This window comes from Deinococcus psychrotolerans (assembly GCF_003860465.1).
Classification (GTDB): Bacteria; Deinococcota; Deinococci; order Deinococcales; family Deinococcaceae; genus Deinococcus; species Deinococcus psychrotolerans.
The window spans coordinates 1267544-1287020 of sequence record NZ_CP034183.1; the positions used below are offsets into that span (position 1 = coordinate 1267544).

Sequence of the window (19477 nt, forward strand, 5' to 3'; positions counted from 1 at the left end):
CTCCCTTCGCAGGAACGCAATGACGGGCCTTTTCATCAGCTTTGAAGGCCCCGAAGGCTCCGGCAAATCCACCCAGATCACCCGCCTAGCGGCCAGACTGGAAGCGGCGGGGGTCAGCCACACGCTCACCCGCGAACCGGGCGGCACGCCGCTGGGCAGCCGCATCCGCGAGATCGTGCTGCTCGACCCCGATTTGGACGTCAATCCGCTCTCCGAATTTCTGCTCTACAGCGCCAGCCGCGCCCAACTGGTGCAGGACGTAATTCGGCCCTGTTTGCAACTCGGCGAGGTGGTGATCTGCGACCGCTACGCCGACAGCAGCGCCGCTTATCAGGGCGCGGGGCGCGGCTTAGATCCCCGCTTGGTCGGGGACGTGACTTGGGAAGTCACCGGAGGACTGCTGCCTCACATCACCGTGCTGCTCGACCTCGATTCGGCGGTGGGCCTTGGGCGGGCGGCGGCGCGGGGGCAGCCTGACCGCTTGGAGCGTGCCGACTTGGCATTCCACGTGCGGGTCAGACAGGGCTTTTTGAATATCGCCGCCAACGCGCCGGAGCGCTTTTTGGTGCTGGACGCCGCCCAGAGTGCCGACATCTTGGAGCAGCAAATTTGGCAGGCCGTCAAAGCCACCTTGCTGGCGATGGGCAAAAGCGCCGAGCTGTGACGCCCGCGCTGATTGCTTCCTTGCAAAACCCGCAGCTCAAGCGCCTCGTGCGGCTGCGAGACCGGCGCGAACGGCTCAGAGAAGGCGTTTTTCTGATCGAGGGCGCACGCGAACTCAGCCGCGCCCTCCAAGCAGGTGTGCCGCTCGAACAGGTTTTTATCTGTCCCGAACTCCACAGCCCCGAGGCCCGCGAGTTGCCCTGGGCCAGCTTGCCAGTCAGCGAACCCGCCACAGAACTCAGCCGGGCCGCGTTTGAAAAAGTCAGTGGACGAGAAGGCCCAGACGGGGTGTTGGCGGTGGCCCGCAGCGAGCCGCGCCCCCTGCCCGAACCGCTTGGGAGCACCGCCGTGCTGGTCTTGGACGGCTTGGAGAAACCCGGCAACGTCGGTGCGCTGCTGCGAACCGCCGACGGCGCGGGAGCGCACGCCACCTTGCTGGTCGGAGACGGCTTAGACTTGGGCAACCCCAATTTGATCCGCGCTTCTCAGGGGAGCGTGTTTACTCAGCCTACCGCCGCGCTGAGTCAGGCAGACGCGCTGAACTGGCTGCGGGAGCGCGGCTTTACCTTGCTGGCCTGCACCCCGCATGCCGCCCAGAACTATTGGGACGCGCCGCTCTCAGGCCGGGTGGCGCTGCTGCTGGGCACCGAACACGCCGGACTCAGCGCCTTTTGGCAAGAAGCCGCCGACCTTCACCTCTCTATCCCGATGCTGGGTCAGGCCGACAGCCTGAATGTAGCCACCGCGGGGGCGTTGGTGCTGTATGAAGCTTTGCGTCAACGCGCAGGCCGCCAGCCGCTAGAATAACCGCACCAATGCTGACTTTCTCTCGTTTTTTTCTCTCTCCTCGCCTGCTCCATAAGGCCCGACCATGACCGACTCTTACCGTGAATGGCTCAGGCTGCAACTGGCCGCCGAAGTCGGCGTGCGTGAGGCTGAGCAGACGATTGAAAGCTCTATCGTGCGCCGGGGCTGGCCTGCCATGCGTCCGCTGGGATCGCGGGACGTGGTCGCGGTATTGCAAGACGTGTACACCAGCTTCCGCAATACCATGGGTGACGCCCGCGCCGACCGCTGGCTGGAAGGCGCGACCACCGCGCTGGCCTCGTTTGCCGAATCAACGCCCAGTCCCGCTCCGGCCAGCACCGGCACCATCGCGCCCGCGCCGGGGCCAGTGCGCTGGGGACGGCGTGCCCACGATCTGCCGCTGCTGCTGGCCCGCGCCCACGCCGAAATCGCGGTTCGGAGTTTGGAGGGCATTCGGGCCAATCCTGATTTGAAGAACTTGGAACGCGCCGCTGAATGGGACGTGCAGGCCACCCAAGCCGAGGTGCGGCGCTGGGAAACCGAGGAACTGCTCAGCAATTTGCGGGCCGATCACGCCCGCGTCGAGGTGGCCGACCAGGTTCGCAGCGCCCGCTCTCAGCGCGAGGTGCTGCGCCTGACAGTCGAAGAAGTCGAGGGCGAGGCCAGAGCAGGGCGCAAAGTCGGGCCGCAAATGGCCCACAACAAATTGATGCTCTCGCAAACAGACGCCTTTTTGGACGCCTTCGCGCCGCTGATTGACGAAACTGTAGCCGCAGAAGACCCCAAGGCCCCCAACATCAATTTGGATTCCTCACGCTTTGCGCTGGCCGTGCCGATGCACCCCAACGTGCTGCGGGCCCGCCACCAACTCAATTACGCCGAGTGGCAAGCCGGAGGCGTCAATGACGGCAGGGTGCAAAACGCCCGCGCCGCCCTTGTTCAGGCCGAGCGCGAGGCCACTGCTCAAACCGAAAACACGTTGGGAGCCGCCCGCGCCCACCAAGCCGCTTTTCAGCAATTGATGAACCGTTTCCACGACGCCCAGCTGGGCCACGCCCAACTCAGCCGCTCAGGGGCCGACGCTCTGACATTGGCCCGCCATGCTTTTGATGCCGAGCAGGCCCGCCTCGCCGCCCGCGTGCAGGCCCACCGCCTCAATGAAGCGTTGAGATTGCTGAATGCTTTAACGGGGAATGCAGAGTAAGGCGGAAGACGCGTAGTGGCAGTAATCGGTATTGCTGGCCTCCAAGACCAACAATCACGCAGTATAGAAAAAGCGGCCCGAAAGCCGCTCTTTTTATTTCTGGCTTAACACCTTCAGTTCCTGCTCAGGCCCACTTAATCAGGCCCACTTAATCAGGCCCAGCTCAATCGGGTTGCTCAAGTCCGCCGAGTAAGGCATAGCCCGCACGCCGACGCTGTAGAGGCCGCTGTCGGTGAGGGGAATACTGACTTCATAATTGCCGCCGCCCGTCGCCTTCATCGGCACGTGCAGGGTGTCTTCGCCGTGCTTGAGAACGGCTTCTACATGCAGCTCACTTTCCTGAATACCTGCCGGAGTGACCTGAGCGCTGACCTTGACTTCCTCGCCGGGCTGCACGGTGGCGGGAAGCTGCGCGGTGGCGTGAATCTGGACGTGTTGCCACTGCTGACGCACCCAGCTTTTCCAGCTGCCCAGCGTACGGGCCTTCTCAAAGTTGTTGGCATCCACTTTGGCCGCACGCTGAGCCAGTGGCAAGTAAAATTGCTGCACATAGTCGATGACCTGACGCTGCATGGCAAACTCAGGATTAACCGTGATGATGGCGCGGCGCACGGTTTTGAGCCAGCCGTGATTCTGGCCCTGTGCATCTTTGCCGTAATACAGCGGCACGATGGTATTTTCCAGCGTTTCGTACATGCTGAAGCTGTCAGCGTCGTCCTGAATGTTGAGATCGGTGTATTCGCGCTCCTCGCCAATCGGCCAGCCGTTGGTGGTGTCGTAGCCCTCGCGCCACCAGCCGTCGAGAATGCTGAAGTTGGGCGCACCGTTGAAGCTGGCCTTCATGCCGGAAGTGCCGGAGGCCTCCAGAGGGCGGCGCGGGTTGTTGAGCCAGATGTCCACGCCCTGCACGAGGTGGCGGGCCACGTTCATATCGTAGTTTTCGACGATGATGATTTTTCCGGCGAATTCGGGATCACGCGAGAGCTTGTAGATTTCCTGAATAAAGGCCTTGCCGGGGTTGTCGGCGGGGTGGGCCTTGCCCGCGAAAATAAACTGCACCGGGCGCTCAGGGTTGTTGACGATTTTGCTGAGGCGCTCGCGGTCACGGAACAGCAAAGTGGCCCGTTTGTAGGTGGCAAAGCGCCGCGCAAAGCCGATGGTTAGGGCATCGGCGCTCAGGGTTTCGCCAGCGGCGGCCACCTCGGCGGCGGGCGCTCCGGTGCGGCGAAGCTGCTCTTGGAGCCGGACACGCACGAAGGCGATCATCTCTTCTTTGAGTTCGTGCTGGGTGGCCGAGAGCTGCGCGTCGGGGATGGTGTTGATATCGTCCCACATCTGCTTGTCTTCGAGGCGCTCGATCCAGTTACCGGGCAACACGGTGGAGTAGAGGTCGCGGAACTGCTGAGCGAGAAAGGTTAAATTGTGTGCGCCGTTGGTGACGTGACCGATCGGCACTTCTTCTTCGTCCGCACCTTCATAGAGGAAATTCCACATGCCCCGGCTGACCTCGCCGTGCAGTTCCGAGACGCCGTTGGCCATCCGCGACATCCGCAGCGCGAAGACCGTCATCGAAAAAGTCGGCACCAAGTGGCCGTCCCAGTTCTGGGCGTGTTCGGCAAGGTCGTAGAGTTCGCTGCGGCTGGTGGCCAGTTGCGCGGGCCAATCACCGATATACCTGTCCATCATCTCGTAAGCGAAGGCGTCGTTGCCTGCCGCAACCGGCGTGTGGGTGGTAAACAGCGTGCTGCTGGCGGTGGCCTCCAAGGCGGTGCGGAAGTCCAGGCCCTGCGCGACGTACTCGCGCATCCGCTCTAAACCCATCAGCGCGGCGTGGCCTTCGTTCATGTGGTAGACGCTGGCCGGAACATCCAAAGCACGCAGGGCGCGAATGCCGCCGACGCCCAAAAGCACGTACTGCTGGATGCGGAGTTCTTGGTTGCCGCCGTAGAGGCGGGCCGTCATCTTGCGGTCATCCTCGCTGTTTTCCGGCACGTTGGCGTCGAGCAGCAGCACCTGAATGCGGCCAATCCGTAAGCTCCAGACCTGCATCACGACGTCGCGGCCCGCCACCCGAACGCTGACTTTGGCGACTTCGCCAGATTTGGTCAGCGCCGGGCGAATCGGCAAGGTGGTCAGGTTGAGTTCGTCGTAAGCTTCTTCTTGCCAGCCGTCTTTGTTGAACAGTTGGCGGAAGTAGCCCTGATGAAACAGCATCCCGACTGCCGTGAAGGGCAGGCCCAAATCAGACGCACTTTTGCAGTGATCGCCCGCCAGCACGCCGAGGCCGCCGGAATAAATCGGCAGCGATTCGTGGAAGCCGTACTCCATGCTGAAATAAGCGACGGGCGGCAACTCGGCGGCATTGGTGGCGGCCCACACCTCACCTTTGCCCCACGCGCCCTTGTTCATGTAAGCGTCGAAATCGGCCAGAACAGCGTGGTAATTGCCCAAATAATCAGGATCGGCAGCCAGCGACTCTAAACGCGCTGAAGGCGTCTCCAACAGCGTCTGGACGGGGTTGTGTTGGAAGCGCTCCCAGTTGGCAGGGTCGAGCGTTTGGTAAAGCGCCTGGGCTTTGGGCGTCCAAGACCAGTACAGGTTGTAAGCGAGTTCTTCTAAGCGTGCCAGGGCTTTGGGCAGGCGCGGCAGGACAGTCACTTTGCCAATCACATTCATGGCGCTCAGTTTACACGACCGCCACACCATTCCTGTTGGTCAGGGGTCAGCTCATCTAGCGCAGGAAGGCCCACTTTATGCTCCGGGGTGGGCGCGAGGAGCCGGGCGGCCACCCGTATACCCAAACAGCCGCCACATCAGCAGCGCCGCCGTTTCGCGCAGCAGATAACGCGGGGCCGCCTTGAAGCTGACACTGCTGACATCGGCGCTCAGCCCCTCGGCCAGCGCCAGCGACAGGGCGCGGCGGGCGTGAACGCTGTCCGTGACCAAGGTGACGCGTCCAGCAATAAGCGGGCGGCTGTTGCGGAGGTTCTGGTAAGTGGTGCGGCTCTGTTCCTCGGCCCGCAAAATTCCGACTGGCACGCCCTGAGCGCGGAGGTAACGTACGCCGATTTCTCCCTCGCTAAACAAATCACCTTCACCCACACCGCCGGACACGATGATGCGCATGACGCCGCCCTGCTGGTAAAGCCTGAATGCCTCATCCAGCCGCCGCCGAAACGCGGGAGACGGCAAACCTGCCACCTGAGAAGCGCCCAGTACCAGCAAAGTCGGCGCGGGCAAAGCCGGACTCGGCGGCGGCGGGAGCGGCGAGAGCCAGCGCAGCGCCGCTAGGAGGAAACCACCCAGCAGCGTGCCGAGCAGCCAAAAAGACAGAGAGCGTTTCACGGAGGTTACTGTAGTGGGTTTGGGCGTGGGGCGGCGACCTCACTTCCCGTTGGCCGTTTAACCGCTTCAGCGCGGAGACCGGGCCGGCAACCGCCCCAGTCTCGTAATGGCTTCATCTTGCCGCACACTTCAGTGCGTTACCGTCAAGAAAAGGTATGAAGAGCAATCCTCTACAAGTTTCCGACACCAAGCGCTTTGCACTGGCTGGGCCTCTCAACGGCGCACAACTCCTTCGGCGTGTGGCAGCGCTGGATTTCCCCATACCAGCTTTGACTTCATGGGACAGGCAAGTGGAGCCGCCGCCGAATGTTTGGGCGACTTCGCCTTGTTACCGCCGCGATTTACCCGCTTCCCCTTATGAAGCGAGGCAGGGCAGCTTGGTGTGGCGTAGACCGAGGCAAGCTGCCCTGCCCCGATCTCTCAACTACCGTCTGATTCACCTTGTCCTGTTGCTGAGCGCTCTGCTGCTGATGACTTACCTTCTGTGGCATTCGTCCATCCACCCGTAAAGCAGGTTTGGAGCTGACGTTCAGCGCGTCAGGCGGCTGAGCAGCGCGATGCCCACCACAAATACAGCCGCCACGACTGTAGCTACGCCGATGTGTTCGCCCAGCAGCAGCGCCGACCACGCCACCGTCAGGACGGGCTGAAGCAGTTGGACTTGTCCGGCGCGGGCGACGCCGCCGAGCGCCAGCCCCTTGTACCAAGCAAAAAAGCCCAGAAAGACGCTGAAGACCGACACGTAGCCGAACGCCGCCCAAGCTGTGACCGAAGGCATCTGAGTGGGCCAGGGTGAAAGCCAAGTGGCTATTAAAGTGATCGGCAGCGAGAAGGCCAGCGCCCAGCTCACCACCCGCCAGCCGCCCATCTCGCGGGCCAACCGTCCACCCTCGGCGTAGCCCGCCGCCGCAAAGATGACGGCCAGGAGCAGATAAATGTCGCCAGCCGCGACCTGCCCAGCGCCCTGAACCACCGCAAAAACCAGCACCGCCACCACGCCCAGGGCGCACACCACCCAGAATGCGGCTCGGGGCCGTTCTCGCGTCAGCAGCACGGCGGCAATGGCAGTGGCCGCAGGCAGCAGGCCCACCACCACCGCGCCATGCGAGGAAGGCACGCTCCGCAGCGCCAGCGCACTGAACACCGAAAAGCCGAAGACCGTACCCAACGCCACGACCCCCAGCCCCAGCCAGTGACGGCGCTCTGGCCGCTTTTCTTTGAGCAGCAAGAGCAGCCCCAAAGCCAGCACCCCAGCCAGCGCCGAGCGGCCAAACCCGACCAGGTAACTTCCAAATTCCGGCACGGCGAGGCGAGTGGCCGGCAAGGTAAAGCTGAAACACAACATGCCCAGTCCAGCCCACCACCAACCCGACGCTTGGGTGTTGGAAGCGGAAACGGCGGCGGGGGTCGGCTGCATGAAGCATTTTGGCATGCGGGCGCTAGACTCTGCCCCATGAGCCGTCTGCTGCCTCTCCCCCGCCTGCGTCTGCCACCTATTCCCGCCTTGATGCTGAGTATGCTCAGCATTCAGGGCGGCGCGGCAATCGCCAAGAGCTTGTTTCCGGTGCTGGGGCCAGCCGGGGTGACAGTCATGCGGGTGGGCCTGAGCGCCATCATTTTACTGGCAATTTTCCGGCCCAATCTGTTGAGCCTGACGCTGCGGCAGTGGCGAGCCGCCGCCATTTACGGCGCGACACTGGGCCTGATGAACCTGAGCTTTTACTACGCCATTCTCTACATTCCACTGGGCTTGGCGGTCACGCTGGAGTTTTTGGGGCCGCTGGCGGTGGCGGTGGCGACCAGTCGGCGGGCCGCCGATCTGATTTGGGCAGGGCTGGCACTGCTGGGCATCGTGCTGATTTCGCCGCTGGGTGGAAACACGCCGATTTCGCCCATCGGTGTGGCGCTGGCCGCCGTTGCCGGAGCGCTGTGGGGTGGGTACATCATCATCGGGGCAAGGATGGCCCGCCATTTCAGCGGCACGCAGGGCGTCAGCGTCGGCATGATTTGCGCCGCCATCACGGTGATGCTCTGCGCTGCACCGCTGGGGTTTTCACCTTCGCAGATCACGCCTCACCTGCTGCTGTTCGGCCTCGGCGTGGCGATTTTGTCGAGCGCTTTGCCGTACAGCTTAGAAATGATCGCGCTGCGGCAACTGCCGCGCCAACTGTTTTCCATCATGATGAGCTTGGAACCTGCCGCCGCCGCGCTGCTGGGGTGGCTGATCTTGCACGAATCCCTCAGCCTGACGCAGTGGCTGGCGATTGTCTGCGTGATCGGCGCGAGTGTTGGAGCGACCTGGCAGAGCAGGCGCACACCGGACAAGCACCAAGAAGAATTGCTGGTGTAGAGCCCCTCAGCGTCATGGCACATCAAGACCGCCGAGCTTTCACCGGGGGCCACCCCAAAAAGCTGTCTTGGTTGCGGCTGAGCTGCTCGGGCTGAGACGGCTCGGCTTGGAAGACCAGCACTGCCAACGTGCAAGCCGTACCTTCCTCGCGTACGCCCTCGGCCTGGGCTTCGTCCAGCAGGGCACTCAGTGAGCGGGCCAGTTGTTGAAAGCGCTCCGGCGTCAAGCGCAGGGTGAGCGTGTCGGAGTGGGTCGGGTAAGCTTCGTCCGAAACTGGATATGAAAGCTGATTGAGGTGAGCGGGCCGCTCAGTGGTGCCGAAGCCGTAGACATCTTCTTGACCTTCGTTCATGTTGCGCCAAGAACGCTCGTAGGCTTGCAAAAATCCGGCGGACAGCCCGCGCATGTTGGCGCTGCCGTTGCCCGCTTCGTCTTCGGGAGGCAGAAGATCGGAAGAAACGCGGAATTCACGGGCCGCGAGTTGATATAAGACTTTGCCACCTTCACGGCTCTGCTCGAACAGCAGGCCTACATCCACCAATTTGCGGGCGTGGTGGTGGGCGAGATTGGCCGCCATGCCGAGGCGTGGGGCCACTTCGCTGGGCGAAAGCGGCACGATAAAGTGTGCCAGGAATTTGCTGTCTTGCCTGAGGGCACGGGCGGCAGCGAGGTCGTTCATTTGCAGGCTATCCAGTTGAATTTGGCTCATCTCCAAAGTCTGAATTTTCGGCTTTCAGTTGGCGAGGGGATGGGCTGAAAGTCAAATACCAATAATGTTGAGCGTCGTAAAATCACTGAAATCGCGGGCATTGTGGGTTAGTAAAGCGTCCGTGCGGCAAAGTGCATGGGCACCAATCAAATGATCAGCCAATGGTCTGCGGTTACCCACAGCACCAGCCGAGCGGCGGCGCTGGCAAATCAAAGCGTGAACCCGCCCGGTTTCTTCCCACATTCTGAGCGTGCTGCTGGAATCGACACTGATCAGCATTTGCAAAAGGGCTTGGTCAAGCGCCACTTTGGTGATAGTGGGAACCGCGTGGAGTTCGGCATAAACCACTCCGCAAACCACGAAGCTATGCCCGCTGGCTGCCAATCTGCTGAGCGCCGAGCTGACCCTGCGGCGTGGCGGCCCACAAATCAACCAAAATGTTGGTGTCAAGCGCGATGATCAAGCTTGCTCAGCCAAAACATCTTCCAACGTCATGATCTTTGCGCCCTCACCCTGTTGCGCGTAAATCTCTGGCTCTCCGCGCAGTTCGCACAAAACGTCAGCTGTGGTTTGTCCTTCGGGCAATCGGAACGCGCCAAGGAAGCGATGGTATGGGTTGGTCAGGTTCGATGGCTCAGCCAAACGCACTGTTAAGGTGCCGCCTTCCAACTGCCAATCAATTTCGCTGCCGATACGTAAGCGCAGTTGCTCGCGTATGAACTTGGGAATGGTGGTTTGTCCTTTGCTCGTGACGGTACTTTTCATCTCAGGCTCCCTAGATTCCTTACTTTTTAGTGTAGCGTAGTAAGGAAAAAGAGAGACACCTAAAACTCAGTCTGCCGCGCTCTCCCCCACTGCGCCAGTCGCTTTCACCGTCACCGCAACCCCGCTTGCCGCCGTGTTGCCGGTGAGTTCGTCCAAGTATTCGGGGTCGGTTAAGTCGTTGAGGCTGGCTCCAGCGTGGGCGATAGCGACTCCCAAGCGCACGCCCGCCTTGCCGTGCCCGAAGCCGTGCGGAAGGCTGACCACGCCCGCCATCAAGGTGTCGGTGATTTCGGCAGGCACCGTCACCGCGCCGACCCGTGAGCGGACTTCCACGCTCTGCCCGTCCGTAATGCCGAGGCGAGCCGCATCCGCGCCGCTGAGCATCAGGGTGCATCTGTTCGCGCCGCGCATCAAGCGGGGGACATTGTGCATCCACGAATTGTTGCTCCTGAGTTGCCGCCGCCCGATCAGCACCAATTCGGGGACTTGGGCATTCAGGACTTTTTCCAGGCGCGGCAAATCGGCCAGCATCACGGCGGGCGCGGCGTTGATTCGGCCACTGGCCGTCAGCAGGCGATCCGGCAAGCAGGGCTGCATGGGCCCGTAATCGCTGCCGTGCGGGGCGGCCCTCAGCTCGGCCAAACTGGTGCGGCGCGGGCCGTGCTTGAGGCCAAGCTCCAACCGCTCGTCCGGTGAGCTGCCCATTTCACCGCTGAGACGCTGGCGCAGCCCTTCAAAAATTTGATAGTCAAAGCGCTGATCTTCGGCAATCGGGAAAATGGGGTCACTGATGCGGGCCGTATTGCGAACTGCGAAATGGTGAAAGACCACGTCATAATGCTGAGTTTCCAAACCCACAGCAGGCGGCAAAATCACCTCGGCGCGGCGGGTGGTGGCGTTCAGGTACGGGTCGATGCTGACCATAAATTCGGCGCTTGCCAGTGCTTCGTCCAGCGCTTCGCCGTTGGGAGTGCTCAGCACCGGATTGCCCGCGATGGTCACGAAAGCCTTGAGTTGACCTTCGCCCTGCGTCTGAAACTCCTCCGCGAGGGCCGCCACTGGCAACTCACCGTCAAACTCGGGGAGGCCGCGTACCCGTGAGAAGAAGCGGTGGTGATAGCTCTGACCTTTCTTGGCACGGCCCAGCAGATCAAAGGCCGGAAGCGGCCACATCGCGCCGCCCTCCCTGTCGAGGTTGCCCGTCACCAAGTTAAGTGCATTAAGGAGCCACTGGCACAGCCCGCCAAACGCCTGCAAGCTCAGGCCGATGCGCCCGTAAATCACACCGCGCTCAGCTCCAGCCAACTCACGGGCGAGGCGCTGAATGGTGGCGGCGTCCACACCCGTCGCGGCGGCGACCCGCTGCGGCGTAAACGGCTCGGCGGCGGCTCTGAGTTCGTCTAAGCCGTCAGTGAATTCGGCCAAGCGCCCCACCTCGGCCAAGTCCTCCGCGAAAATCACGTTCAGCAGGGCCAGCAAAAACAAAGCGTCCCTGCCGGGCCGGATAAAGTGATGCTCGTCGGCAGCGGCGGCGCTTTCGGTGCGGCGTGGGTCAAGCAGCACCACCTTGCCGCCGCGTGCCCGAACGGCCTTGAGGCGGCCCGCCATCCCTGGCGCGGTCATGATGCTGCCGTTGGAGGCCAGCGGATTTGCGCCCAGCATCAAAAAATAATCGGTGCGATCCACATCGGGAATCGGCAGCAGCAGCGGGTGGCCGAACATCTCGGCGGCGGCGAAGTGGTGCGGCAACTGATCCATGCTGGTGGCCGAGTACCGACTGCGGCTGCCCAGAGAGCGCACGAAGCCGCCCGCCGAGAGCAGCGTGCCGGAGTTGTGAACGCTGGGGTTGCCCTGATACACCGCCACACTGTCGGGGCCGTGCTTGGCCTGCACTTCGCGCAAGCGGGCGGCCACGTAGTCCAGCGCTTCGTCCCAGCCGAGTTCTGTCCAAGTTTCGCCGTCGCGCCGCAGTGGGCGCTTGAGGCGGTCAGGGTCGGTGTGAATGTCGGCAATCACCGCGCCTTTAGGGCAGATGTGGCCACGACTCAGCGGATCATCGGGGTCACCGCGCACGTCCACCACTGCGCCGCCTCTGACGGTGAGTTGCAGGCCGCAGATGGCTTCGCAAAGGTTACAAGCTCGGAAATAAGTACCGTCGGTGGGCGTGAGGGACGCGGTCATAAAACCTCCAAAGGCGGGTGACAGGTAAGAGCAGGGATTTTGGACTGAGTTCAGTCTACCCGCAACGCAGGGCGTATGGGCCGCATCCACCACACAAACTGCTGCGCTATCAATACCCATAAAATTACCCGCCTCAGCAGCCCTCAAAAGGCCGTCGTCCTCATTTGATCTTAAGGCTCTGTTCCCGGCTACAAGGCAAAACGTATTGAGCGGGTAGCCTAGCAGTATGCCCCTGATTTCTCCCAAGTCCGCGCCCGAAACCCGCCGCAGCGACCACACCGACACTTATCACGGCGAGATCATTGCCGATCCCTACCGCTGGCTAGAAGATGCTAACAGCGCCGAAACCAAGGCCTTTGTGGACGCTCAAAACGAGCTGACCCGCACAGTACTGGACGCCTTGCCGGAGCGCGAGCAACTCCGCAGCCGCTTGACCGAGCTGTGGGACTATGCGCGGCGCGGCGGGGTTTGGCAAGAAGGGGGCAAATACTTTCAGATGCGCAACAGCGGCCTGCAAAGCCAATTCGTGCTGTACGTGATGGACTCGCCCGCCGACGAGGGCCGGATTTTGCTCGACCCCAACAGCTTTTCCGACGACGGCACGGTTTCGCTGGGCGAACTGGCCATCAGTCAGGACGCCAGCTTGCTGGCCTACTCGCTCTCGCAGGGCGGCAGCGACTGGCGTGACTGGCGGGTGCGCGACATCGTCAGCGGGCACGACCTACCCGACACCGTCGGCGACAGCAAGTTCAGCGGCGCGGGTTGGCTCCCTGACGGCAACAGCTTTTTGTATGGCCGCTATGACCGCCCGCCCGAAGGCCAGCAACTCAGCAGCGCGAACCTCAATCAGCGCTTGTACCGCCACCGCATCGGCAGCGAGCAAGCCGAAGACGAACTGATTTTGGAGCGCCCCGACCAGCCGGAATGGGGGTTTGGCGGCATGGTCAGCGAGGACGGGCACTACCTGATCGTCAACGTCTGGAAAGGCACCGCCCGCCAAAACCTGATCTGGGTGCGGCCGTTAGAAGAGCGCGGCCCCTTCACCGAAGTGGTGGCCGACTTTGAAGCCAGTTATCAGGTGATCGGCAACGACGGCCCCGTGTTTTACTTCCTGACCGACGACGCGGCTCCGATGGGCCGCCTGATTTCGCATCATTTGGAAACGGGCGAGCGCCGTGAGATCGTCGCTGAAAGCCAACACCGCTTACTCGAAGTCCTGATGGTGGAGGGCGGCTTCGTGCTGCATACCCTGGCGGACGCTTCCAGCCGCCTGAGCGTGGTCGATCGGCAAGGCCAGAACGCCCAGCCAGTCACGTTGCCCGGCCTCGGCACGGTGGGCAGCCTCAGCGGACACACCGATCAAAGCGAAGTGTTTTTGGTGTTCACCAGCTTCCTGAGTCCGGCGGCAAGTTATCAGCTGAACACCGAGAACGGCGAGCTGACGGTGCTTTGGTCGCCCGATCTGAGCGCCGATTTGAGTGGCTACGAGGTGCGCCAAGAATTTGCCGAAAGTCAGGACGGCACCAAAGTGCCCATGTTTATCGTCAGTCAGTCAAACGTGGTGCTGGACGGCTCCAACCCGGCGCTTCTCTACGGGTACGGCGGCTTTGACATCTCGCTGACCCCCAGCTTTGAAGTCTCGCGGCTGGCCTGGCTGGAAGCGGGCGGGGTGCTGGCGGTGGCCAACTTGCGCGGCGGCGGCGAGTACGGCGAGAGCTGGCACCAGGCCGGGATGAAGGCCAACAAACAAAACGTTTTTGACGACTTCACCGCCTGCGCCCGCCATTTGGCCCAGCGCGGGTACACCTCACCGCAGCATCTGGGCATCGAGGGCGGCAGCAACGGGGGCCTACTGGTGGGCGCGACCTTGACTCAGCATCCAGAACTGATCGGCGCGGCGGTGGGTCACGTCGGCGTGATGGATATGCTGAGATTCCAGAACTTCACGATTGGCTGGGCCTGGGTCAGCGATTACGGTAGCAGCGACAACGCCGAAGACTTTGCCGTGCTGCGGGCCTACAGTCCGCTTCACAACCTGATGCAGCGGGCCTATCCGCCAACCCTGCTGACCACCGGCGACCACGATGACCGGGTGGTTCCGGCCCACAGCTACAAATTCGCCGCCGAGCTGCAACACGTCCAGCAGGGCGGCGCTCCGATTTTGTTGAGGGTTCAGACCAGAGCCGGACACGGCGCGGGCAAGCCCACCAAATTGGTCATTGAGGAGAAGGCAGACGTGTACGCGTTTTTGCTGGGAGCGCTGAGATAAAAAGCTGAGTCAAAAAAGCAGGGAAGCGCGGCCCTCTTCAGCGCCCGCTTCCCTGCTCACAGGCCACAAGCTTCTTTATCCTGCCGTTCCCGCCGCCTTCGCCGCATCGACATAAGCGTCCAGCACTTTGCCGCCGCCCCTGAAAGAAATCAGGGTAATGTACTGCACGCCGCCGTCCTCGCCTTCTTTGAGGTGCGGCAAATCGGTGGGGCGTGCGCCGCGCGAATACTTGACGATTTTGGGCAGCTTGAGTTTTTTGGTGTCGACTTCTTCCAGCTCGCGGCGCTTGTAGCTCTGGCCTCTGTACATCACGGCCTGCTCGCCGTCGGCATTGGTGTAGGGGCGTGCGCCGATCAGGCTCCAATCAAAAATATCGGCCATCGCCAGCGGCAACGACACGCCGCCTGCGGGTAAGTCGCCGCTGCTCCAGCCGGATTTGCCGTACTTGCGCAGCGTCGGAAAGATTTCGCGCTCTTCTTGAACTTCGATGGTGATGTTGGTGCCCAGCGGCCCCACGAGGTGAATCTGAATGGACATAATGGCTCCTTGAAAAGAGGCGTAGCAGCGGGTATCTGAAGGTGTAGGGGCCAGCGCCTTACGCAAATAACATAACAGATCGACCGCAAAAAAGGTAGCCCCCAGCGGCACCGCTCTGCTCTTTTGCCGCTGTCTCTAGCGGGACAGGGCTTGCAGGCTGCCGACTTTCCAAATGGAATCGACAGTGATCGGCACGCTGACAAACTGGGTCACGGCGCGGGTAATGGCAGGGCTGGGCAAAATGCTTTGGGTCAGCCGCACGGTGTTCCAGCCCGCATTCAGGCGCAGCAGCACGTTATAGCTGGCGCGTTTGCTGGCATCCGAGCAGCTTACTTCGCCGTAAATCTGGGTGTCTGCCGAAGCGTAGACCAGCACATCTTGGGCGCTGTTACTGGCGTCTAATACCGAGTCATAACTGCGCTCAAAACGTGAGATGGTTTGCGTACCAGAAGCGGTCTTGACTTGCAAGCTGCTGACGACCACCAGACTGGCGTCAGGGGCACTCACTTGAAGGTCACGGGTGCAGCCAGCGCTAAAGGCCGGGTAGCTGCTGGCCTTGACGCCCAGTCCAGCGAGGGCCGCGCTTGGCGGCAAGGTCAAGGCAAATGTGCCGCCCACACTCAGCGGCGTGCTGGCAAGGCTTTGGTCGCCCACCAGCAAAGTCACGGTGCTGGCTCCGCCCTTCCAATCTGTCACCGTGCCGCGCAGTTCTTTTTGCGGATCAGGAGCGGCGGGCGGTGTGGGCGTCGAGCAAGCGCTCAGGAGCAGGGCAGGCAGAAGAAAAAGAGGCAGGAAGCGCATAAAGTCTATGCTAACCCACTGCCCTGCCAATTGGCTTAGGGTGCTGTGGCGTTTTTACTGACCAGAGCAGCCCAACGCTGACGTTCCCGAATTGGCAGGAGAAGCCGGAACAGGGGTGGGATTGCCGCTCAGGCTGCTGGAACTACTGGCGCTGCCCCCATCATCAGGAAATTGACCGCCGATCTGTCCTTCCGCCAGTACGGTATTGAGGTCGAGGTTGTAGCGGATCACCAAAGCGCAAATCACTTCCTCACCGTTGACCGACTCGGCAAGTTTGTCGGGGCTGCCGCGCAAAATGGCGACATTGGCGGCGTCGTCGTAATCTACCCGCGCCGCCTTACTGACCCGCCCAGCATTTTTCAGCACCACTGTTCCCACCAAAGTCGTGGTTTCGTTGTCCACATTCACATCTATGCGCTCGCTGGTGCCGGTCAGCCGCTCGGTTTCGGACTTGCCCGCAGCGGGAGCGCGGTCAAAGGTGATTGGGCCGTCGATGCGGGCTACACCGTCGGATTCGTCGTAAACCAGCGTTTTGCCTTTCAAATTGGTGCGGCCCTGATTGACGAAGACCGTATCGGGCGCGGGTTTGGAATCCGCCTGTACGGCGCAGCGGCTGAGACGGTCTGTTTTGCCCTGCGGCGGCTCGTCCAAAAACTGAGCGGTTCCGGCGCTCATTTCGATGTGACCGTCGCCGCCTTCTTGCTGGGTCACCAGGGCCAGCGGAGCGCGGATCAGATTTTTGTCCACCGTGACCTGAATGCCGCCCGGCCCCGTCTCCGAAAAGACCGATTCTGTGGGACTCCCCGGCGGGTCGCTGTCTTGCGGCGTGCAGGACGCAAAAATGCCGGTGTCGTCGGTCAGGCCGGTGCGGACAATTTTGATGACCCGCTGCTTGCCGTCCTTGGCTTTGCGGGTCAGGGTGACGCTGGCTCCTTCCTGATCGGCGGCTGGGCTTGGGTCGGCTGGCGTTGAATCCGTTGAAGTTGAATTCACGCTGTCTACCGAGTCCGGCCCATCAAGAGAAGCAGGGTCGGGGGGGGGCGTGTCCGGATTGGCCGAGTCCGAAGCTGTCAGTTCTGGACTCCCCTCTTCGGCTGGAAAAGCGGGATCAGCGGGCGTCGTCTGCGTAGGTGGCGTCTGCGCGGGTAGCCGTGCTGGAGGCGGGGGTGCACTCGGCGGTGTAGGACTGGTCAGGGCCGGACTGCTCGGCGGCTGGCTCTGCGCCAAGGCCAAATTTGGCAGATCCGCCACACCCGCCAGACTCAGCAACAGCGCCCCCAGTATCAGACCCCGCTTGTTCACGCCTTCACGTCCGCATCCTTCATTTGAGCCGTTACTTCTCGCCGGTCAGCTTAAAGCGCTCAGCCGGAATTACGTAAGGCTTACTCAGCGCCCGCACACGGCCCAAATCGGTGCGCTGCTCCAAGTAGCCGTTGGGCAGGGCCTTTACTTTGGTGCCACTCTTGCTGTCCACGCTCACGGCATTGCCCACCACGTAGGCCACGTTGTTTTTATCGTCGTAATACACCGCGTCGCCGGTGGTGGTGCTCGTTCCCTGCGTCAGTTTGACATTTCCTTTGACATACAGCAGCTTGCCCTTGGTGGCGAGGCGGGCCACGTCGCCCATGATGTTGAGTTCTTTTTGCTTGGCGGTCGCGGCGCGGCTGAGGCTAGGATCGCCAGTCAAGAGGCCCACTTCCTTGTCTTCGTCAAACACCAGCTTGTCGGCTTTGCCGGTTTGCGTGCCGCTGACGAGTTGCACATTTCCGGTCGAAGTGCTGATGTTGTTGTCCACATCCAAACTCATCTGGGCGGCTTTGATATTCACCGGATCGCCGTCGTCTTTTTTCTCCGGCACGAATATGGCGCTGGGCGTGCCGGTCAGCACACCCTGACCGGTCGCTTCGCTGTAGGCGAGTTGTCCGCCCTTGGCCGTCAAACGGCCCCGCACCACGCTCACATCCGCGCCGCCGCCGCTAAAGGTCGCGGTGCGCTTGCCCTCGGATTCAGCCAACGTGCTGCTCGCCGGAGCGGTGAGCACAGCCGAGTTCGCTGAAATGTTGATGCTATTGACGCTGGCCTTGACCGACCCACCATTTTTACCGGTGTAATTGATCGGGCCGTTTCGCAAGTTGCCTTGCACCATCGCCGCCGTATCAAAGCGCAACACGCGGTCAACTTGAGCGGCGAAGGCGGAAGTCAGAAGTGCAGCGGTCAAAAAAAGAGCAGGACGTTTCATTAGATCTCCTTGAAAACAGTGTGCATTTGATTGTTGGAATAAACATCGAAGTGAACCCTCTTCAGCGCGGCTCCACTTTTCCGTTGACACAGCGAGTCGATGGGTAAGTGTGCAGTCCTTCATCTTGGCGGCTTTTGGGCTGCTCAGCTTGAAAGTTACTGAAATCAAAATTGGCGGTGATGTTGATGAACCTTCCCTTGGTAATAGGTGAGTTGAGTTCACCCGCAGGAGCGCTGTAGCCACCTTGCTGATTGATGACCACTTCTTTGTTGCCCGTTGAGGACAACGTAAAGGTGCTGCAATCCGCCAAGGTATAGAGTTCGGCTTGCTTGGCGTGCAAGTTGTCTTGGCCGTCAATCACCAGATTGGTGGCCTTGATGGTCATGTCCTTTTGCAGGTTGCCTGCCGCGTCCTGCGCCCAGCGTTCGCCCTGACCGAGTTGATCGAGCGCCGTTTCGCCTTTCTCAGGATCGACGCTGATCTCCCCCGCTGCAAATCGCCACTCGGCTTTGGGATCCTGCGCCGGATACAACCGCAACTTGACGCCCTCTAACTTGACGCCGGAGCCGCGCACGCTGGAAGCGGCGGGCAGCAGCGCGAAGATCAGGCCAAACAGCACCAGCGCCAGCAAAGCCGCCGCACTAAAGCGCAGCATAAAGCCGCCTTTTGGCCAGGCCTGCGCCCAAATCTTGAACCCCAACGCTTCGTAACACGCTGGCATGATAGCCGCCACGGCTCATGAGAGTGCTTAGGGCGGTGTGATGACAAGCGGCGCAGATGAGGGTGGGCGTCAGATTAGGGCCGCTTGAACGCTACCCTGAGCAGCATGATTGACACCCACTGCCACCTCGATTACCTCGAAGACCCCGCATCGGCCCGCTTTGAGCTGGGCCTGAGCGCCATGATCTGCGTCGGCGCAAATGTGCAGCACGCCCGCAGCGCCCTTGCGTTGGCCGAGCAGTACCCCGAAGTATGGGCCAGCGTCGGCCTGCATCCCACCGATGTGGCGCAGGAAGACAGCCCCGAAACCAGAGCCGACCTAGAAGCCCTCAGCTTGATGCCCAAAGTCGTGGCCATCGGCGAAACCGGCCTGGACGATTACTGGGCACACGACCAACTGGAGGTGCAGCGCTCAGCGTTCGAGTGGCAACTCGACTTGGCGCGGCGGCGCGATATGCCGGTCATCGTGCACACCCGCGACGCGGCGGGCGGCGAGCGGGCCAGTTTGGGCTGCGCCGAGATCATCGCGGCCTCAGGTTGGAGCAAAGGCATTTTGCACTGCTGCAACGGCCACGCCGGACTGCTCAGGGCCGCGCTGGATGCGGGCTGGCACGTTTCGTTCGCGGGCAATCTCACCTACAAAAACGCCCACGCCATTCAGGAAGCCGCCTGCTATGTACCACTTGAGCGCCTGCTCGTCGAAACCGACGCTCCGTTCCTGGCTCCTGTTCCCAAACGCGGCAAGCCCAACCGGCCCGGCTACGTGCGCTACACCTTGCAGTTTTTGGCCAAGTTGCGCGGCCTCAGCGAGGAAGCCATGCAGCAGCAGACCGACGCCAATGCCCGCAGCGTCTACCGCTTGATGGAGTAAAGCTATTCGCTGATAT

Annotated in this window: 19 protein-coding genes; 7 read left to right on the forward strand and 12 right to left on the reverse strand. The window is 61.7% G+C overall.

From position 1 onward, the window contains the following. Positions 1-19 precede the first annotated feature (19 nt). The 3 genes from tmk (at position 20) to EHF33_RS06215 (ending at position 2674) form a co-directional block, all read left to right on the forward strand. Entirely contained in the window at positions 20-664 is a 645-nt protein-coding gene (tmk, locus tag EHF33_RS06205) for a dTMP kinase (RefSeq protein WP_124868904.1), read from the forward strand. Beyond that, positions 610-1470, forward strand: coding sequence for a TrmH family RNA methyltransferase (locus tag EHF33_RS06210; protein WP_241191289.1), 861 nt, complete (start codon positions 610-612; stop codon positions 1468-1470). Before tmk ends, EHF33_RS06210 begins: the two co-directional genes overlap by 55 nt. A gap of 64 nt (positions 1471-1534) precedes the next feature. Continuing rightward, on the forward strand, positions 1535-2674 hold the full coding sequence (locus EHF33_RS06215) for a hypothetical protein (RefSeq protein WP_124868907.1): 1140 nt from the start codon (positions 1535-1537) through the stop codon (positions 2672-2674). A gap of 138 nt (positions 2675-2812) precedes the next feature. Here EHF33_RS06215 and glgP read toward each other — a convergent pair whose 3' ends face one another. After that, the gene (glgP, locus tag EHF33_RS06220; RefSeq protein WP_124868909.1) at positions 2813-5350 is read right to left on the reverse strand and encodes an alpha-glucan family phosphorylase; all 2538 of its coding nucleotides are present in this window, start codon (positions 5348-5350) and stop codon (positions 2813-2815) included. 75 nt (positions 5351-5425) lie between these two features. Beyond that, positions 5426-6019: a YdcF family protein gene (locus EHF33_RS06225; protein ID WP_124868913.1), complete on the reverse strand. Its 594-nt coding sequence runs from the start codon at positions 6017-6019 to the stop codon at positions 5426-5428. Between the two features lie 155 nt (positions 6020-6174). On the opposite strand from EHF33_RS06225, the gene EHF33_RS06230 reads away from it, so the two are divergent. Then, the gene (locus EHF33_RS06230; protein WP_124868915.1) at positions 6175-6528 is read left to right on the forward strand and encodes a hypothetical protein; all 354 of its coding nucleotides are present in this window, start codon (positions 6175-6177) and stop codon (positions 6526-6528) included. 20 nt (positions 6529-6548) lie between these two features. On the opposite strand, the gene EHF33_RS06235 is transcribed toward EHF33_RS06230, so the two are convergent. Then, positions 6549-7436, reverse strand: coding sequence for a DMT family transporter (locus EHF33_RS06235; RefSeq protein ID WP_124868917.1), 888 nt, complete (start codon positions 7434-7436; stop codon positions 6549-6551). Between the two features lie 36 nt (positions 7437-7472). Between EHF33_RS06235 and EHF33_RS06240 the strand changes: the two genes are divergently transcribed. After that, positions 7473-8369, forward strand: a complete 897-nt coding sequence (locus tag EHF33_RS06240; RefSeq protein WP_241191290.1) for an EamA family transporter — start codon at positions 7473-7475, stop codon at positions 8367-8369. Positions 8370-8391: 22 nt separating this feature from the next. Here the strand turns inward: EHF33_RS06240 and EHF33_RS06245 are convergent, their stop codons facing one another. The 4 genes from EHF33_RS06245 to EHF33_RS06260 form a co-directional block, all read right to left on the reverse strand. Beyond that, the gene (locus EHF33_RS06245; RefSeq protein ID WP_124868920.1) at positions 8392-9078 is read right to left on the reverse strand and encodes a winged helix-turn-helix domain-containing protein; all 687 of its coding nucleotides are present in this window, start codon (positions 9076-9078) and stop codon (positions 8392-8394) included. A 51-nt stretch (positions 9079-9129) separates the two neighbouring features. After that, complete coding sequence (locus tag EHF33_RS06250) at positions 9130-9426, reverse strand: type II toxin-antitoxin system VapC family toxin (protein ID WP_124868923.1); 297 nt, start codon at positions 9424-9426, stop codon at positions 9130-9132. Positions 9427-9537: 111 nt separating this feature from the next. Further along, entirely contained in the window at positions 9538-9843 is a 306-nt protein-coding gene (locus EHF33_RS06255; protein WP_124868926.1) for an AbrB/MazE/SpoVT family DNA-binding domain-containing protein, read from the reverse strand. A gap of 66 nt (positions 9844-9909) precedes the next feature. Beyond that, positions 9910-12024: a molybdopterin-dependent oxidoreductase gene (locus EHF33_RS06260; RefSeq protein ID WP_124868929.1), complete on the reverse strand. Its 2115-nt coding sequence runs from the start codon at positions 12022-12024 to the stop codon at positions 9910-9912. A 226-nt stretch (positions 12025-12250) separates the two neighbouring features. Here EHF33_RS06260 and EHF33_RS06265 point away from each other — a divergent pair, with 226 nt between their 5' ends. Next, the gene (locus EHF33_RS06265; protein ID WP_124868932.1) at positions 12251-14293 is read left to right on the forward strand and encodes a prolyl oligopeptidase family serine peptidase; all 2043 of its coding nucleotides are present in this window, start codon (positions 12251-12253) and stop codon (positions 14291-14293) included. 75 nt (positions 14294-14368) lie between these two features. On the opposite strand, the gene EHF33_RS06270 is transcribed toward EHF33_RS06265, so the two are convergent. From EHF33_RS06270 to EHF33_RS06290, 5 genes are all read right to left on the reverse strand, one after another. Beyond that, positions 14369-14830, reverse strand: a complete 462-nt coding sequence (locus EHF33_RS06270; RefSeq protein WP_124868935.1) for a single-stranded DNA-binding protein — start codon at positions 14828-14830, stop codon at positions 14369-14371. A gap of 135 nt (positions 14831-14965) precedes the next feature. Continuing rightward, entirely contained in the window at positions 14966-15631 is a 666-nt protein-coding gene (locus tag EHF33_RS06275) for a hypothetical protein (protein ID WP_124868938.1), read from the reverse strand. Between the two features lie 54 nt (positions 15632-15685). Next, entirely contained in the window at positions 15686-16933 is a 1248-nt protein-coding gene (locus EHF33_RS21300) for an LptA/OstA family protein (RefSeq protein ID WP_206431609.1), read from the reverse strand. A gap of 31 nt (positions 16934-16964) precedes the next feature. After that, positions 16965-17870 (reverse strand): LptA/OstA family protein, encoded by a 906-nt coding sequence (locus EHF33_RS06285; protein ID WP_124868942.1) that lies wholly within the window; start codon positions 17868-17870, stop codon positions 16965-16967. A 61-nt stretch (positions 17871-17931) separates the two neighbouring features. Next, positions 17932-18603, reverse strand: a complete 672-nt coding sequence (locus tag EHF33_RS06290) for a hypothetical protein (RefSeq protein WP_124868945.1) — start codon at positions 18601-18603, stop codon at positions 17932-17934. Between the two features lie 93 nt (positions 18604-18696). On the opposite strand from EHF33_RS06290, the gene EHF33_RS06295 reads away from it, so the two are divergent. Further along, a complete protein-coding gene (locus tag EHF33_RS06295) occupies positions 18697-19461 on the forward strand; it encodes a TatD family hydrolase (RefSeq protein WP_124868947.1) in 765 nt (254 codons plus the stop codon). Positions 19462-19477 lie beyond the last annotated feature (16 nt).

What these genes read in the sequence shown, in the direction of transcription:
- EHF33_RS06230 (WP_124868915.1), top strand. Translation starts at nt 6,175, where the DNA reads ATGAAGAGCAATCCTCTACAAGTTTCCGACACCAAGCGCTTTGCACTG.
- EHF33_RS06260 (WP_124868929.1), bottom strand. Translation starts at nt 12,024, where the DNA reads ATGACCGCGTCCCTCACGCCCACCGACGGTACTTATTTCCGAGCTTGT.
- EHF33_RS06215 (WP_124868907.1), top strand. Translation starts at nt 1,535, where the DNA reads ATGACCGACTCTTACCGTGAATGGCTCAGGCTGCAACTGGCCGCCGAA.
- EHF33_RS06245 (WP_124868920.1), bottom strand. Translation starts at nt 9,078, where the DNA reads ATGAGCCAAATTCAACTGGATAGCCTGCAAATGAACGACCTCGCTGCC.
- EHF33_RS06265 (WP_124868932.1), top strand. Translation starts at nt 12,251, where the DNA reads ATGCCCCTGATTTCTCCCAAGTCCGCGCCCGAAACCCGCCGCAGCGAC.
- EHF33_RS06285 (WP_124868942.1), bottom strand. Translation starts at nt 17,870, where the DNA reads ATGAAACGTCCTGCTCTTTTTTTGACCGCTGCACTTCTGACTTCCGCC.
- EHF33_RS06295 (WP_124868947.1), top strand. Translation starts at nt 18,697, where the DNA reads ATGATTGACACCCACTGCCACCTCGATTACCTCGAAGACCCCGCATCG.
- EHF33_RS06270 (WP_124868935.1), bottom strand. Translation starts at nt 14,830, where the DNA reads ATGTCCATTCAGATTCACCTCGTGGGGCCGCTGGGCACCAACATCACC.
- EHF33_RS06240 (WP_241191290.1), top strand. Translation starts at nt 7,473, where the DNA reads ATGAGCCGTCTGCTGCCTCTCCCCCGCCTGCGTCTGCCACCTATTCCC.
- EHF33_RS06275 (WP_124868938.1), bottom strand. Translation starts at nt 15,631, where the DNA reads ATGCGCTTCCTGCCTCTTTTTCTTCTGCCTGCCCTGCTCCTGAGCGCT.
- EHF33_RS06235 (WP_124868917.1), bottom strand. Translation starts at nt 7,436, where the DNA reads ATGCAGCCGACCCCCGCCGCCGTTTCCGCTTCCAACACCCAAGCGTCG.
- glgP (WP_124868909.1), bottom strand. Translation starts at nt 5,350, where the DNA reads ATGAATGTGATTGGCAAAGTGACTGTCCTGCCGCGCCTGCCCAAAGCC.
- EHF33_RS06255 (WP_124868926.1), bottom strand. Translation starts at nt 9,843, where the DNA reads ATGAAAAGTACCGTCACGAGCAAAGGACAAACCACCATTCCCAAGTTC.
- tmk (WP_124868904.1), top strand. Translation starts at nt 20, where the DNA reads ATGACGGGCCTTTTCATCAGCTTTGAAGGCCCCGAAGGCTCCGGCAAA.